Source organism: Vibrio sp. CAU 1672 (assembly GCF_029223195.1).
Lineage (GTDB): Bacteria > Pseudomonadota > Gammaproteobacteria > Enterobacterales > Vibrionaceae > Vibrio.
The window spans coordinates 1-16,853 of record NZ_JARHUF010000015.1 but is presented as its reverse complement, the minus strand read 5'-3'; the positions used below and the strand labels follow the sequence as shown (position 1 = coordinate 16,853).

The window sequence follows — 16,853 nt, the reverse complement described above, 5'->3', positions numbered from 1 at the left end:
ATAACTTTTGGGATAAGTAAAAATGCAAAATTGAGGGGGCATTGCTCAGGCTTTATATCTTGGGTGATAGAGGAAAATTGTTATTCACACAGGGCAAAATTCGTCAATTCACTTTAACTCAGTCAAGCATTTTTTTATGAAATTTTCTGCTAACAATCACTCGATTTCATCATGGATATTGATGGCGCTAAACCCATGAAGTTTTTGTGATTTTAATCATCATCAAACCCGAGTAGAATCAAGGAATAGCAAAAAGATCTCCTTATAAAAGTTGTAACGGAAGCGATGCATTCTACTGATACTGATTTAACCACTCACACGCGGCATATTGCCATTGTAGGAGGCGGAGTTGCCGGCGCTACCGCTGCCATTCACTTTGCGGAACTGGGCTTTAAAGTATCGGTGCTCGAAAAAGGTCCCAGTCTGGTTAATGGCCCACCTATTTGCCACCTGCATGCTGGTGGAAATCTTTACCGGGAACTGTCTCTCCAACAATGCCTGGATTTGTTGACGCAATCTATTGATACGGTCCGTCTGTATCCACACTCTCTAAACGTTCGTCCTACCGTGATTGCAATCCCACACAGCGATGAAGGCAAGCCTGAAGATTTGTTGCCTCGCCTCAGTGTTATCCAGCAGGCATACTTGCAACTGGTAGCCCAAGATCCGGCTAACTGTGTGCTCGGCGATCCTGAACACTACTACAAACTATATAGCAAAGCGGAGTTACTCGCGCTTGCCCAGCAAGTTCAGCCAGCAAATCCCGCAAACCTTGATGAGTGGTGTATTCCCTTTGCACAACATGCCGATTTGGAGTCGTTAAAATATCCGGTCGTTGTGGTGCAGGAGTATGGCTGGAGTGTATTCCGCTTAGCTGCGATCGCTAATCTGACATTAAATTCGCTGGATAATGCATCGGTTTTAACAGAATCGATACTTAAGAGTGCCGAATGGCACGATCAACAGTGGCATCTACGCTACACCAATCAAGGACAGGAGCACGATCTGCACTGTGACTATCTGGTTAATGCATGCGGCTTTGAAACGGGCAAACTGGACGATATCGTCGGAGCGCAACGTGAACGTTTGGTCGAGTTCAAAGCGGCTTACGTGACTCGTTGGCCTGAGTGCCAACAGCAATGGCCAGAGGTCATATTCCATGGCCCGCGCGGCACACCGAAAGGAATGGCTCAGCTGACCCCTTATGCCGATGGCTTTTTCCAGCTGCACGGCATGACCAAAGGGATTACCCTGTTTGACGATGGGCTGGTACAAAGCAGTGCCGTATCATCACAGCCCGGTCTGCCGAGCACACTACTGCACAAAATTCAGCAAGGATGGAGCCAGGAAGTGCTGGCAACCCGAACATCTAACGCTATCCGGCACATGGCGCAATTTATTCCTGATTACCAAAGTGCAGAACAAGGGGGCAAGGCCTTGTTCGGCGCACAACAAATTCCGGGTAATGATCCGGTATTACGTGCCGCAGATGTTACCTTTGAAACTAATAATTACGCCAGAATCGAAATTGTCAAAGCGTCGTCAACTTTGCTTGGTGCACAAAAAATACTCCAGCATTGGTTTGATATTCAACCCAGCCATAAGGTTGAACACCAGCACCCCACAGCACTTAAATGGACCCGAGAGCAAATCGAAGCATACGCTAAGCAATTAACGCAGGAGCGAGGTTATCCAAGCGCTTTGGCCGCCCGTTATGGCAGTAACTGACGGATGCAATCACTGGTGGGTTCAATAGCCAAAAAATCGGGCCCATTGGCACCAGACATCCTGCAGCCCCTCTCTGTCGCCTGGGACAAACTGCACCTGCTGGCCGGGTTTAGCCTGTGCCAGCCGTGGTAGGTCGATGCGTGCAACGCATCCAAGTTTAGGGTACCCGCCGATGGTTTGGCGATCATTCAACATGATGATTGGGTTACCATCCTGGGGGATCTGAACTGCCCCCAACGCAATACCTTCAGACAAAATACCATCATAGGGTGGGGAGATAGGCTGGCCTTGCAACCGGTAGCCCATACGATCGGAGTCGACAGAAATCGTAAATGTGCTGGAATAAAACTGTCTTTTTGCCTCAAGGGAAAAATCTTGAGCCTGGTAACTCTCAATTACTCTGAGTTGCAGTGGTAAGTTATAATCCGGCTTAAACCGAAAGGTCATAGACCTCGGTTTTGATTGTGGCATGGAGTGCGGATGAAAAGAGACTATATCTCCCGATTCCAGCTTTTGGCCATTTTTCTGCAACCCACCCAGCCCCTCTCTAGTAACCGTAGAACAGCTGCCAAGGTGCGGCTCGACATCAAATCCTCCTTTAACGGCCAGATAAGCCCGCAGCCCATTTCTCGCAACGTTCAACTGGAGCATTTGACCTTTTCGCAATATAAAATCTGACCAGTTCGTCACCGGTAGGTTAGCAATTGTGGCGTTCAAGTCTCCGCCGCATAATGCCAGGTGACAATCTTCCAGCGCGACAAAGCTCGCGGGGCCAAGGGTTATTTCAATGACCGGGCTGTTGACTGGATTGTCCAGCAGATGGTTGGCCCAACTGTATGCATAATCATCCAGTGCACCACCCGTTGTTACACCAACTTGACCTAGCCCAAAACGTCCGAAGTCTTGTACCAAAGACAGTGGCCCGGATTTTTTCACCAATAAACTGCAGTGGCTCATATCACGCCTCCTAAAGAGAGAAACTCTTGTTTATCAATGGCGGCAAACGTGACCTTGTCACCGACCTGAAAGGAAGTGTAGGGCGGTTGATCACTGAAAAAGGATACTGGGCTTCGGCCAATAATGTTCCAGCCACCTGGCGAATCACAGGGATATACAGCCGTTTTACTGTCTGCGATCGCCACACTGCCAGCAGGCACCTGCGTTCTTGGGGTGTCTAGCCTGGGCATGTGAAGAGAAGGCTCGACATCAGACAAAAAAGCGAAGCCGGGAGCAAAGCCAATCGCCGAAACGGTATAAACAGGCTGGGTATGTAGCACAATCAAGTCCTCCAGCGATAAACCTTTTGCTGCAAAGCGCCCCAAATCAAGCGCAGTTTCTTCAGAATAAAAAACCGGGATAGTGAGGTGATTGACGGGCACCTTGTAGCACGCTGAACAAACTTCAAACCGACCGAGCATATCGTTCAAATCGGTTATCATTGTCAGCTCATTGAGCCTATAGGGGAGGTAATCGACAAGAATAGTTTGATAAGAAGGAATAACATTTAACACCACATGGTTAAACTGTTTACCAATGAGTTGCGCCAGTTGGCCAATATCTTCCACCGAAACTTCAGGCTCAAAACTGACTAAAAGCGTGCATTCTGAGATGGGGCTAACCTTAAATAGTCCCTGTTTCATCAACGACCTCCGGTATAGATACTGTGGCGGATTTTCTGGATCAGCGATATGGCTTCCGCATTATCTCCGTGGACGCATATAGTATCCGCTTCCAGTAAAATATAGCCGCCTGACGCCGTTTTGACCCGTCCGGAATCTGAAAGCATGCGGACTTGTTCCAAAATGGCATGCTCGCTGGTTAATACCGCGTTACCCTGTGAGCGTGGAGTGAGCATGCCATTGTCTTGATACAGACGATCCGCAAACGCTTCAAACAGCAGTGGAACATCATCATCATCCGCCATATCCAGGTATTTATCATTTTCCTGTGACGCTAATATCATCAAGGGCACTTTGAACATTGCCACGCCTTTGACTATCGCACGGAAGATCATGTCATCCCTGAGCATATCGTTGTACAGCGCCCCATGTGGTTTAACATAGCTAAGATCAGTATGCTGAGCCTTACACATGGCTTGCAAAGCACCGACCTGATAAATCAGCATGTTGGTAATATCATCGCCGGTCATACTCAGGCTGCGCCGGCCGAACCCTAACAAGTCGGGATAGCCGGGATGAGCGCCGATTTCGACGTCATACTGATTTGCAAGCGCAATGGTATCGTGCATAACGTTTGGATCTGATGCATGAAAGCCACAAGCGATGTTCGCCATATCGACATGGGGCATGACCAGTTCGTCCGTGCCCATCGTCCAGGCGCCAAAGCTTTCTCCCATGTCACAGTTGAGTGTTAATTGCTGTTTATTCAATGTCATCGTGCCTTCTGTCCCTGATGCACCTAACTTGCAGTAAAAGCCATTTCGAGTCAGTGACCAAGCTCATTGTTCCTAAAATGTCTCTTAGCCGATAAGCGCAGTAGCATCACTGACTAACTTAAGATACTTGAAACGTTGGCAAAATCACTTTTTTGTTTTCACAAAATTAGTCATCATCACATTTATTGGTCTGCTTGCCATGCTATGCTCTTGGGTTAATTTTGTTATGAGCATGCTTGCTTATAACATTCCGGTGTCTGATTTGCTTTTTAGAGGATAGCCTATGTCACTACGCACCAAATTACTGTGGCCTGTCTTCATTTTGATAATAATTAATCTATTAATTCAGTTGGTTATTAGTTATTCGGCGTATCAAGTTGAACGAAAGCAACTGATTAAGCAAGTAAAAGCGACCCTGAAAGCCACTTCACCTTTAATGTTAGAAGTACTGCAGCAGGATGAAAACCACGCAGCGGATAGTTTGCTTGAATCCATGCTTGGGACAAATAGCGCTATTAATACTGTTGCTCTCTACGATCGAACAGGTTCATTACATGCCATTGCGGTTGCAAATACCGCCAATCAGAGCAGCTCAGCTACCCCCATCTTAATTAAACTGCCATTGATGCATCAGGGCGAGCAGCAAGGCTCCATCCGGTTTACAGTTACAGCGCTTTTTTGGCCGAATCTGGGCGGTGTTGAGATTGTTTTCCTGAGCATCAGCATAGGCTCAGCTGTAATTATTGTAATCTTTATGTGGTACCGCTTTAAAAACCTGATTATTACGCCATTAGATAAACTGAACAATTCGATTCACAAGCTCAGCATAGAGCCAAGGCTGGTTCATCAAATTGCCCACCAATCCACAGACGAAGTCGGAACCACAATCACCTCATTTAACGTGCTAATACACCGGCTGCAACAGCGTAAGAAACAGCTGGAGTACAATTTTGAACAATGCGACAAAGAGAAAACCCTTATTCAGCAGATGTGTAATCTGATGTCGGACTCACTGATTGTGATTAATGCTGAAGGGGGAGTTTTGTATGTTAACGAAGCGGCCAAAAGAACATTTAAACGCTACCAGCCAGTACGAGGAAATACCTCGATATACGAGCTATTTCCAACCAACCAGCAAGAAGAGCTAAAAGCGCTCATCGACACGAATACCACCAGCACTGAACTTACTCTTTCGCTCCATGAGCATAGTTTGCATATCTTATGCAGAAAGTTCAGGCATCAGGAAAATACCTTCTTGTCGGTTAAGGACATTACCGAAGAAGAACAGGTACTCAGTAAACAAAGAGCGGCAGTACGGGTCTTCGAGACGAGTCAGGATGGACTGATTGTTCTGAACCAAGAAGGCATCATTACCATGATTAATCCGGCGGTAACCAAACTGCTGGGAGTCAGCGCCGAACAGGCGGTAGGGGAGTCGCTGTTTCATTCCATCCGTTGGCGAAAACTCCAGGCCTTGATGCCCACCATCATTGAGTCGATCAAAAACTACGGTCATTGGCAAGGTGAAATTATGGAAAAAAAATGTTGTGGTCAGCTAATCCCTTTATTTGCCAAAGTTAATCGAATTGACAAACACAGCCACAACGATTTCTATGAGATAGTGATCATGTTGACTGATCTCTCTGGCGTTAAAGAAATGGAATATCTCAAATACCAGGTCCACCATGATGCATTAACCGGTTTGGCAAACCGTACTAAGTTCACTTCTCAGTTACAGCAGTTGCTCAGCAGCTCACGTTATCTACGCAATGAGTTCGCGGTTCTGTTCCTCGATTTAGATGGCTTTAAGCAGGTAAATGATAGTTACGGGCATGATGCCGGAGATACGGTGTTGCAAGTTATCGCCGAGAGACTAGCTTTACTGAGTGGGCACAATGATATGGTTGCACGTTTTTCCGGTGATGAGTTTGTCATGTTAGTCAACCCGGCGACAGCAGATATCGTCAGGCAGATAGCAAAGGAGGTGATTGCATCGGTATCCAAACCGATTTTCCACAAAGGCATACCACTAACAGTCGGTATCAGTATTGGTGTAAAACTGGTAGGGCCGGAAGAGAACGATCCTAAGCATATATTAGCGCATGCCGATACCGCGATGTATCAAGCAAAGCAGGCGGGTAAAGGCCAGGCTGTTTTTGTTGAGAGCAAGAGCTATGAGGGCGTTTAACTCTTGTCTGAGATTCGATACACTAGCGCGATTAAGGTCAGAAGGATAATAATGATGAAAGTACTTGTTACCGGTGGCATGGGTTACATTGGAAGCCACACGTGTATTCAAATGATCGAAGCTGGTATGACCCCGGTCATTTTCGATAACCTTTACAACAGCAAATCAACCGTATTAGAGCGCATTGAAAAAGTATCGGGGGTGAAACCCGTTTTTATTCAGGGAGACATCCGTGATAAAGCCAGCTTAGTCGATGTACTAACAAGCCATGATATTGAAGCCGTTATTCACTTTGCAGGATTAAAGGCGGTAGGTGAGTCGGTGGCCAAACCTCTGGAGTACTATGACAACAACGTCAACGGTACCTTGGTATTGGTTGATGCCATGCGAGAAGCCGGTGTGAAATCGTTAGTTTTCAGTTCTTCTGCCACTGTGTATGGAGATCCCGCCAGTGTGCCAATTACGGAAGACTTCCCGACCAGCGCGACCAACCCTTACGGACGCAGCAAACTAATGGTTGAAGAGTGCCTGACAGATTTCCAGAAAGCCAACCCGGACTGGAGTATTACACTGCTGCGCTATTTTAACCCGGTCGGCTCTCATCCGAGCGGTGAGTTAGGCGAAGACCCACAGGGCATTCCGAACAACCTTATGCCATTTATCGCTCAGGTTGCTGTTGGCCGCAGAGAGTTTTTATCTGTCTTTGGTAACGATTACCCGACCAAAGACGGAACCGGTGTTCGTGATTATATTCATGTTATGGATTTATCCGACGGTCATATCGCCGCGCTAAAAAATGTTGGTCACAAGGCTGGCTTACATATTTATAACCTGGGCACTGGCAACGGTTACAGCGTATTGGAAATGGTAAAGGCTTTCGAAGACGCAAGCAAAAAACCAGTACCGTATAGCATTGTTGAACGTCGTCCCGGCGATATTGCAGAATGCTGGGCAGATCCAACAAAAGCAATGAATGAACTGGGCTGGAAGGCTGAGCGTACGCTGGAAGAGATGACAAATGACACTTGGCGTTGGCAGTCACAAAACCCTCAAGGATATCCTGAGGCCTAATTTTTCAGGCTGACATAAAAACAATAAAAAGGTGCAGCTTTGCACCTTTTTTGATCTAAATCGGAAAAATCGTAAATTAATAGTTAAAAAGTAGCAACAATACATAGACGTGTTAAACTAAACGAGCTTCTTAATTTAAGCCGTAAATTTACTTTTAACCTTTGGGGTCGTTCATGGAGCTTGGTCTAATCATCGCTTTCATCGTAGCATCTGCGCTAATGGTGAAGAAAGAGATGGCAAAACAATAAACTTTCATTTTCCATTCTTTTCTTAACATTTTTGAAATGAAAGCTTAAAAATAAAAAGCCAGCGTTTGCTGGCTTTTTGCTGTCTATTGTCTGGTTATCAGAACTGATAATCTAAAGATACACCCCAGTTTCTTCCCGGTTGACTATAGAAATCCTTGTTATCAGTACCTTCCAGGCCACGAACATCTTGATAGGTCCAGTATTTTTTATCTAAGGCATTGAACAGGCCAGCCGTCAGCGTTAAGTGTTTCATAGGCATATAGTACGCCGTAAGATCCACCACGCCATATCCGGCAGAATCAATTTGTGCCTCGTCTGACCATTTGTCTTTTTTCGCTGCAAGTCTCAGAGATGTTAATGCTCCAAAATCCCCCTGCGGGCTATCGTACCCAAAACCAATCACAGAAGAGAGGGGGGCGACTGAATCCAAATCCCTGCCGGTTGAATTATCTTTGCCGTCCAAATAGGTTACCGACAGTTTACCGTACAAACCTTTCGGCGCAGAGAAACTCTCATCCAACAAAAGAGTAGTACTAAACTCTATGCCTGAGATGTCCACGCTATCGCGGTTCACAATGGTAAATCGTTCTTTGTTTGGATCACTGCTGGGTAAGTCTTCATAATCAATGAAATCTTTATACTTGTTGATAAAACCTGTCAACTCAAACCGAGCATAATGGTTGTTACCTCGCATACCAATTTCATAAGAAGTGCTTTTTTCTGCCTCTAAGTCCGGGTTGGGTATAAATTCAGCTCCGGTATTATATTCGTAATAAAGCTGTTCAACCTTCGGTGCTTTGAAGCCTTGGCTGATCTGAGCAAAAGTACTCAACTTATCATTAAGGTGATATACCGCTCCCAATTTACCGGTAATTGCGTCGTTGCTGTTTTTATCGTACTGAGTAGAAAAACCATCATCAGATGAAGGCGTGGCTTCAAATGAATCGTAACGTACTCCGACATTCACAATCAGCCGATCCGCTAACAGAAATGCGTTGTTTTGAGCAAAAATGCCCCATTGATTCATCTTGGCGTCGGGAATGGTGGTTGCGCCAGGCTTCGACACACTGGTGTTGTGATAAATATCAACGTTATCTAACGTAAAATCAGTATCGACATAGTTAAAGCCATAAGTCAGTTCGTGAACAGCATGACTAGTACTGATTAGCTTATCAAACTGCCCGTCAAACTGGACTGACTTATCTTCGGCCTGACGCAAACGGGTGCGATCACCATTGTAGCCAATGTATCCCATGTGATCAGTAATTGTGGCAAAGTTTGCATTAGACGTTTCCGTCGTTTGCAGGCTAAGTGCAAGATCCATTTTATCAAAAGCAGCAGTCGCGTTTGTATACAAATAATTCAGGCCAAAACGTGTTCGTGTCGTCTCGTCATGGCTGTTAGTATTGGCATAAGTAACACCCGGAACGGGGCCGAAATTGAGCGTATAATTACCGCTGCGCGTTTGCTCTTCGTAGGTATAGTCATAGCGTTCAAAAACAACCCCGAGTTTATTATTCTCGTCAAAACGGTAATATGCTTTTGCCAGAACATTGTTCAGATCTTTATCCGCTGGGTTTTCCAGACCGCGATCCCGGCCATCGACATCGGCGCCATCACCAAAGGTTTTCAGCTCTTTTCCCTGCGCATATGTGCCGATCAATATTGACTCAAAATTTCCACGCCGTGCTGCCCACGTTAAGGTATTTTTAAACTGCTCATCAACAGAATAGTAGCTCGACTTAATACCAAAACGAACTTCATCACCTGAAGATATAAGCACGTCTTCAGGGTCTTTGGTTCTTAAGTTCACCGCACCCCCCATCGCATTAGAACCAAACAGAGTAGAGGAGGGGCCTTTATTGATCTCGATACTGGTTAACGTATCCAACTCTACAGCACTTGGATAAATCGCTTGTACCCCACCGCCGCCCGGATTAAACGGCGTTACTTGTTGTACTCCGTCAATAAGGATCTTGACGCGATCACCTTCCATCCCGCGGATGTTAAAGCCAGAAATACCAAATCGACCGGATGTGGTTGCCTCTACACCCGCTGTATACTGAAGAGCATCATAAAGGTTTTTAGCCAGCGTACGATCGATCTCTTCCCCAGTGACGGACGCTACAGAAGCGGAAACGTCACTCGCATTTTGCTCCGTTCGGGTAGCGGATACCACGACCTCGTCAAAATTAGTCGTATTTTGTGCATATGCTCCTTGAGCAAGTGCCAGTAAAATTGATGCAGATAATATTGATTTCTTATACATTGGCTTCTAATACCTTAAGTCCATAGTCGGTAATGCAAGTGTGCGGAATCTTATTTGTTGATAATGAGAATTGCTATCATTTTTATTTGGATATTTTAATCCGTAAGACTTACAAGATTTGGTGCCAATGGTTTTAACACTTATATTTCAGCATGTTATACTGATATTTGTGTGCCTTACCATCTACATTTACAAAATCACGATATGTGACAAAAATCACAAAGGAATCCGTTAAGTGCAAAGTCCAATTACATTAGAGGCGCTTCACATATTGGATGCGATAGACAGGCGAGGAAGTTTTGCTGCGGCAGCCAACGAGTTGGATCGCGCACCATCCTCACTGAGTTATCAAATTCAGAAACTGGAACAGGAACTGGACTTGATGATCTTTGATCGCTCCGGCCACAAAGCCAGTTTTACTGAGGCGGGCAAACTCATCCTTGAACGAGGCCGTTCAATACTTCATGCAACAGAGAAACTGGTCAATGATGCAACAATACTCGCCAATGGCTGGGAGCTGGATATCTCACTTGCTTTTGACGGAATCATTCCAGTATCTAACTTTTTTCCCATGGTTGACGAATTATCCAATGTCAGTAGTACAAGAGTTAAGCTACAGGAAGAGATATTGGCCGGCTGCTGGGAAGCACTGCAGGACGGCAGGGCAGACTTACTAATCTGTCCAGCCCCAGAGACCTTACCGCAGGACGTAAAAGCAGAAAGCATCGGAAAAATGCACATGATTTGGGTCGCAGCAGCCGATCACTATGTGCACAAGCGCAAGGGCAAGTTTGATGATGCCGCCAGAGAAAAGTACCGGGTCATTGCAATCGCAGACACCGCAAGAGAACAACCGGCTTTAAGCGTCAATATTTTACACAAACAACCCCGCTTGACAGTAACTAACTTCACAGCAAAAGTTGAAGCACTAAAATCTGGCCTTGGCATTGGCACGTTGCCCGCACAAGTCGCGCTACCACTTATCGATGCCGGTATTCTGACCCAGATTGAAGGTACCGATGAGCAACCGATTGAAATAATAATGGCCTGGCGACGTAACACCATGGGGGAAGCAAAATCCTGGTGTATCCAATACCTGAAAAAGCATTTCCCACTCAAGTGACAAACGATCTCCGAAGCCAGTAAAACAGGCATCGGCATGCCTGTTTTACTCACACAGAATTAATTGAGAGGAAGCACCATATCCGCAGTGCCATCAGCGAACTGAACATCTAACTCAAACCCCAGACGCTGGGCAAGAGACAACATGCCACGGTTTGTTGGCATCGTGACTCCTGACATCTGCTTTGTGCCTTTAGCTCTACAATAACTGATAATTTTTTGCATAAGCGTTTTACCCAATCCTTTCCCTTTCAGGTCAGAACGGACCAAAATCGCAAACTCAGCATCACTATTATCCGGAGTGATCAGGGCACGAGAGACACCAATGATCGATGGCCCGTTATCATCAAACGCCACCGCGACAAACGCCATTTCACGGTCGTAATCGATCTGGGTCAGATTTGCCAATGCTTCATGGTTAAATTCACCCACTTCAGAAAAGAAACGGTTATACAAGTCATCCTTTGAAACTTGACTGATGAACTGTGCGTGCAAAGGCTCATCTTCCGGTAGGATCGGTCGCAGCAAAATAGGCTGACCATCGCGCAGGGTAACGGTTTCGACAAACTCGGCCGGGAAAGGGCGAATGGCAAGTCGTTCCTGGGCATCACCTTCATACTTAGCCAAAACAAGATCGGCATCAATGATGGTCAACTCACTACCTGACACCAATACTGGATGGATATCCAGACTCTGAATCTCCGGTATGTCCACCGCCATTTGCGATATCCTGACTAAAAACTTGGCTAGCTGATTAATATCTATCGCATTTTTGTGCTTCTGTAAGCGAATTTTGCCGGACTTAAGGGCAGTAACAATCAGATATCTTGCCAGTGTCATGTTTAATGGCGGTAACGCAGCTACCGCATCCTGGGCTACGTTCCATTCCGATCCGCCTTGGCCGAGTAATATTACCGGGCCAAATACATTATCCAGCTTGATACTCACGCGCAGTTCTTCGGCACTGCCTAGCTTTGCCATACCTTGTACAACCAACCCTTGAATATTCGCCGCCGGATAACTCAGCTGCACGCGATCCAAAATAGACTGCGCAGCACTGGATACCTCCTGGCTATTGCGCAAATTTAGCATCACACCGTGTACATCCGATTTATGACGAATATCCGGTGAACGCAATTTTACTGCTACCGGATAGCCAATGTTTTCAGCCATATGTACGGCTTCACTTACTTCAGAGGCGACCCAGGTAGGAAGAACATCAAACTCAAACTGTTTAAACAACCAACTGGTTTGGTGGGTATCTAACGACACTGTATCTATATCCAGTAACTGTTGTTTGACCCAATCTCGTGCCGAGTTAACTTCACCAGAATGAAGTGGCTCTGCCGTAGTAGGTGTTTCCATCAGCTGTTTCTGGTTGCGCCTGTACTCAACCAAGTGCATGTAAGCAACCACGGCACTTTCCGGGGTGCGGTAAGTAGGAATACCGGCTTGCGTAAACTCAAGCCGGGCAGCACGTGACGTTTGCTCTCCTGACCAATTAGTCAGGATATTAAAATATTTGTGCCGTGGATGTGCCTGGATAGCTTCTATGACGGCGCGTGCAGTATCAAATGAATCAGATACAGCAGAGGGACTGTGCATGATCAGAATGGCATCCGCACAGTCAGTATCCAGTATCCCGTTGATGATATTGATGTAACGTTGCTTGCTTGCATCACCAGCGATATCAATCGGATTTTTACCCGACCAGTTCGGCGCGAGGTGTTTGGCCAATGTCTGCACAACATCCTGACTTAAATCAGCCAGCTTACCTCCGTGATCAAGCAGAACGTCTACCGCCATAGTCGCAGGACCACCACCATTGCTGATAATGGCCAGGCGTTCACCACGCAGTGGGACAGAGTGGGTCAGGGTTTCCACAGCCGCAAAGAGTTCATGGGTATTGGTTACACGCAACATACCGGTACGACGAATAGCCGAGTCATAAATGATATCGAGCGAGTCACCAAATTGCTGGCTGTTCCTTCCTGCTTTCAACACCAGGATCCTGCGGTTGCGGGAAGCTGCCCGGGCGGCAGACATAAAACGGCGCGCATCGCTAATTGAATCTACGTACAACAAGATAGCTTCTGTTTTGCCATCAACGCTTAAATAGTCGAGCAGTTCCGCAAAACCGATATCCTGACCATGGCCGACAGAAACAAACGCTGAAAACCCAATGTTTTTGTCATTGGCCCAATCGAGTACCGTCGTACAAATTGCCGCCGACTGGGAAATAAAGGCAATTTTCCCCGGTTTGGCAGCAACAGGGGAAAAAGAGCAATTAAACTTTTGCCAAGGGAGAATAAGTCCGAGACTGTTCGGCCCAACAACGCGAATCTTTGATCCGGTAAGATCCAGGGCGTTCATATCATCCGAAATAATAATCGCAAATTCCGTTCCACGCTCATCCAGCTCTTTAAGCAACGCCAAATTGCGAGAAGAGTGGGTACATAAGATGGCAATGTCTGGTGTAAAGGGCAGGGTAGCAACGTTAGGGTAAGCAATAACGCCCAAAACGGATTGGTAGCGAGGCGTCACGGGCATAATGGCACCACCAAAACCGCTTTGCAGCAAATTGCGCATGACGATATGCCCGGCACTAAGTTCCTTTTGAGAAGCACCTATTACCGCCACTGAGTTGGGTTTAAAAAGTGTTTGTAATTTGTTCATTGATGCTCCTTTTGCTACCAGCATAACCGGACACGTTTCATACAATCATAAACGAATAAAAAGTGCTGAACAGACGATTCGATATCGCAACGACCCAAATCTCTATCGCGTATACAGAGTTTGTGTTATTCATCACACCTATTTTGAAGAATATTAGCTTTGGTGCTTGATAAAACGGCCTGCTATCGGCATGATTTGTTTTAATATTTGTTTAGGGCGTTTATTACTCCATGAAAAAAATCGCAATCATTGGCTTATCCGTTTTATTGTCAGCTTGTGCCTCTGAAACTTACATCACCGAGGTAAAGAGCGAGAGCTACCGGGAAGACTTCCAAACCCAGTCAATTCCTAAACCACTGATGGCCTCTGAAAGTGCGGTTGTTGAAAAAACTGTAGCGCCAAAACCAGCTCCGGCAGTGGCGGTACAGCAAGAGAAAAAGGTGATTAAACTCACACCTAAAACTCAAACAAACACGGTAAAAATCGCCCCTCCAAGCAAGAAACAGCAATCAATTCAGCGCTTTGGTTATACCATTCAGGTCGTTGCAGTTGGCAGTCAAGCCAAAGTCGATCAGTTTGCCAGACAGTTACCAGTGAATGGTCAACCGATTTGGGAAAACTACAAAGTTGTAAATGGCACAAAATGGTATACCGTTCTCTACGGTGACTACGCCACAACTGAAGAAGCGAAGTTGGCCATTGACTCGTTACCAGCACAGTTTAAAAAATTGAAGCCTTTTGTTAAGAGTATTGATTCGATCAAAAAGTCTAATTATCCAACACTTAACAAACTCAACTAACACCGACAAAGGGAGCTAGAAGCTCCCTTCTTTTTGACTATTTCCTAGTCAAATAGCATTCCTCACAGGAAAATTACTGTACCTTGCTACTTAAAGGTTTATCATTGTTTACAACTATCTTTTTAGATCACGGAAAGATTAATTAATGACAAAAAATATCCTTTTACTGTGCGGTGGTGGCTCATCAGAGCATGAGATTTCACTCATGTCGGCCGACTATGTTGAACAACAACTCAACCTTATTGATGCCATTAAGGTCATCCGCGTCGAAATAAGAACTGACGGTTGGTTCACGACAAAAGGGCAGTTGGTATACCTCGACTTACACAATAAACAGTTATGTTCAGATGAAAACAACCATCCGATCGACTTTATTGTGCCATGTATTCACGGTTTTCCAGGTGAAACCGGTGACATTCAATCCATGTTTGAAATTGCCGGCATCCCGTATCTGGGTTGTGGACCAGAGGCTAGCAGCAACAGTTTCAACAAAATTACATCCAAGCTGTGGTATGACGCACTGGGTATTCCTAACACTCCTTATTTGTTTTTAACTCGTAACACGCAGGAATCACATCAAAAGGCTTCTCAAGCCTTTGAACAGTGGGGCAAAGTATTTGTTAAAGCAGCAAGGCAGGGATCTTCTGTGGGGTGTTACAACGTCACTCAAAAATCTCACCTCAGTGAGGCAATTGACTCAGCCTTTGGCTTTTCTGAACAGGTATTGATTGAACAAGCTGTGAAACCTCGAGAGCTTGAGGTTGCAGCTTATGAAATGGAAGGGAAGTTACACATTACCAAACCCGGTGAGGTCATTGCTCCAGATGGCGCATTTTATTCTTATGATGAAAAATACAGCACATCAAGCCATTCACTTACCGAGATTGAAGCGAAGGATCTGACCGAAGAGCAGCGTGAAGCTATTCGCGATGCAGCCGAAACCGTATTCAAGCAAATGAATCTAAGACATTTATCTCGCATTGATTTTTTCCTGACGGAAGATGGAAAAGTCTATTTGAATGAAGTAAATACGTTCCCAGGCATGACGCCAATCTCGATGTTTCCAAAAATGCTGCAACACAACGGCCACAAATTCCATGAATTTTTAGCTGATTGTATTTATAGTGCAAGCTAACTAACGTTACTGGCTGTGGGTTTGTGTTAAAACTAGTAAGTACAGGCGATAATTTGATCTTTGGTCTGTGGTAATTATTATTTAATTCAACGCAATAAAAAGATGACTCGGTGGTATGGCTATAACAACTTACAGAGGTTTTAACCTTCAATCTAGTGGCCCAGACGGCAACGTTTGGAAAGTTAAAATTAAACACCATGTTCTAAGCGGTAATCTCACTGCAGTAAAAAAAAGCATAGACTGGTGGTGTGATACGGCATCTATTATTGATCCTAGAGAATTTGCTTCTTTAGGCAAGAAAGCCACGACAACATCCGCACCGCAATCTGAAGTATTTAACGGCTTCTTATTAAAGAACGACACCGGTGAACCTAACGCTTGGTATTGCATGTTTAACGGCAAACTTATTAAAGGCGCAAAGAACGCCATTCAGCGTCATATTGAAGCGTACTTGCTGGCAAAACAAAAAGCGATGCAAGCACAACAAATGAAGAAGTAACAAAATGAGTCTCGTATATTCAACTGAAACCGGCCGCATTAAACCAGAGGCGGAAAAAGCCGAACGTCCCAAAGGTGATGGCATTGTTCGTATTCAGCGCCAAACCAAAGGTCGAAAAGGTAAAGGCGTTTGCATCATTACAGGATTAGACCTTGATGATGCACCATTGAAACTCTTAGCGGCAGAGCTGAAAAAAGTCTGTGGTTGTGGCGGCTCTGTAAAAGATGGCAACATTGAAATTCAAGGTGATGCGCGAGATAAAATTAAAACTCACCTAGAGAAAAAAGGCATGACTGTAAAGTTAGCTGGTGGTTGATAAGGATAATCTGAACACCTTTTAACTATAAGGTGATTAAGCCATGAGTTATCCTTACCAAATTGCACGATAGAAAAGAGCGTTCACACGCTCTTTTTTTACCCATAACGTCTTCAGCGACGGTAAAAGTTACGCTAATATTGAACGACCAATCGCAAGATTGTGAAGATCGATATTAGCTATTTTATGGTAAATGGTGATTATGTTTAATCACAGCGAGGTCCGGCGGTTAATGAGCCAGAAAACACCAAGGATAGGGTATCACTGACAACACTGCTTAATCTGTACTAATTCAGACCTGATCTGACAGTTACCCACTTTTCGACTCGGTGGCTGTCAGATTATATCTGGGCTAGATTCTTTTCAGACCAGATTGATTTCCCATCCTCTAATGTCTCTATTGGCG

At 45.3% G+C, this 16,853-nt stretch carries 13 protein-coding genes; 8 read left to right on the top strand and 5 right to left on the bottom strand.

The genetic code is table 11. From position 1 onward, the window contains the following. Positions 1-285 precede the first annotated feature (285 nt). Entirely contained in the window at positions 286-1,728 is a 1,443-nt protein-coding gene (locus P2G85_RS13990; RefSeq protein WP_275864693.1) for an FAD-dependent oxidoreductase, read from the top strand. Positions 1,729-1,749: 21 nt separating this feature from the next. Here P2G85_RS13990 and P2G85_RS13985 read toward each other — a convergent pair whose 3' ends face one another. From P2G85_RS13985 to P2G85_RS13975, 3 genes are read right to left on the bottom strand one after another with little or no spacing between them, the layout of a single operon-like run. Beyond that, positions 1,750-2,685 (bottom strand): biotin-dependent carboxyltransferase family protein, encoded by a 936-nt coding sequence (locus tag P2G85_RS13985; RefSeq protein WP_275864692.1) that lies wholly within the window; start codon positions 2,683-2,685, stop codon positions 1,750-1,752. Next, on the bottom strand, positions 2,682-3,368 hold the full coding sequence (locus P2G85_RS13980; RefSeq protein WP_275864691.1) for an allophanate hydrolase subunit 1: 687 nt from the start codon (positions 3,366-3,368) through the stop codon (positions 2,682-2,684). Before P2G85_RS13980 ends, P2G85_RS13985 begins: the two co-directional genes overlap by 4 nt. Continuing rightward, complete coding sequence (locus tag P2G85_RS13975; protein WP_275864690.1) at positions 3,368-4,123, bottom strand: 5-oxoprolinase subunit PxpA; 756 nt, start codon at positions 4,121-4,123, stop codon at positions 3,368-3,370. The genes P2G85_RS13980 and P2G85_RS13975 overlap by 1 nt, the downstream gene beginning before the upstream one ends. Before the next feature lie 754 nt (positions 4,124-4,877). Between P2G85_RS13975 and P2G85_RS13970 the strand changes: the two genes are divergently transcribed. Next, positions 4,878-6,311 (top strand): diguanylate cyclase, encoded by a 1,434-nt coding sequence (locus P2G85_RS13970; RefSeq protein WP_275864689.1) that lies wholly within the window; start codon positions 4,878-4,880, stop codon positions 6,309-6,311. Positions 6,312-6,365: 54 nt separating this feature from the next. Continuing rightward, entirely contained in the window at positions 6,366-7,382 is a 1,017-nt protein-coding gene (galE, locus tag P2G85_RS13965; RefSeq protein WP_275864766.1) for a UDP-glucose 4-epimerase GalE, read from the top strand. A 345-nt stretch (positions 7,383-7,727) separates the two neighbouring features. Here the strand turns inward: galE and P2G85_RS13960 are convergent, their stop codons facing one another. After that, complete coding sequence (locus P2G85_RS13960) at positions 7,728-9,899, bottom strand: TonB-dependent hemoglobin/transferrin/lactoferrin family receptor (protein ID WP_275864688.1); 2,172 nt, start codon at positions 9,897-9,899, stop codon at positions 7,728-7,730. A 235-nt stretch (positions 9,900-10,134) separates the two neighbouring features. On the opposite strand from P2G85_RS13960, the gene P2G85_RS13955 reads away from it, so the two are divergent. Beyond that, positions 10,135-11,022, top strand: coding sequence for a LysR family transcriptional regulator (locus P2G85_RS13955; protein ID WP_275864687.1), 888 nt, complete (start codon positions 10,135-10,137; stop codon positions 11,020-11,022). Positions 11,023-11,081: 59 nt separating this feature from the next. Here the strand turns inward: P2G85_RS13955 and P2G85_RS13950 are convergent, their stop codons facing one another. Next, the gene (locus P2G85_RS13950) at positions 11,082-13,697 is read right to left on the bottom strand and encodes a bifunctional acetate--CoA ligase family protein/GNAT family N-acetyltransferase (RefSeq protein ID WP_275864686.1); all 2,616 of its coding nucleotides are present in this window, start codon (positions 13,695-13,697) and stop codon (positions 11,082-11,084) included. Between the two features lie 230 nt (positions 13,698-13,927). Here P2G85_RS13950 and P2G85_RS13945 point away from each other — a divergent pair, with 230 nt between their 5' ends. The 4 genes from P2G85_RS13945 to yciH all read left to right on the top strand — a co-directional run bounded on the left by P2G85_RS13945 (position 13,928) and on the right by yciH (position 16,447). Next, positions 13,928-14,497, top strand: coding sequence for an SPOR domain-containing protein (locus P2G85_RS13945; protein ID WP_275864685.1), 570 nt, complete (start codon positions 13,928-13,930; stop codon positions 14,495-14,497). Between the two features lie 145 nt (positions 14,498-14,642). Next, entirely contained in the window at positions 14,643-15,632 is a 990-nt protein-coding gene (locus P2G85_RS13940; RefSeq protein WP_275864684.1) for a D-alanine--D-alanine ligase, read from the top strand. 115 nt (positions 15,633-15,747) lie between these two features. Next, positions 15,748-16,131: a DUF3319 domain-containing protein gene (locus P2G85_RS13935; protein ID WP_275864683.1), complete on the top strand. Its 384-nt coding sequence runs from the start codon at positions 15,748-15,750 to the stop codon at positions 16,129-16,131. 4 nt (positions 16,132-16,135) lie between these two features. Continuing rightward, positions 16,136-16,447: a stress response translation initiation inhibitor YciH gene (gene yciH, locus P2G85_RS13930; protein ID WP_275864682.1), complete on the top strand. Its 312-nt coding sequence runs from the start codon at positions 16,136-16,138 to the stop codon at positions 16,445-16,447. Positions 16,448-16,853: the final 406 nt, after the last annotated feature.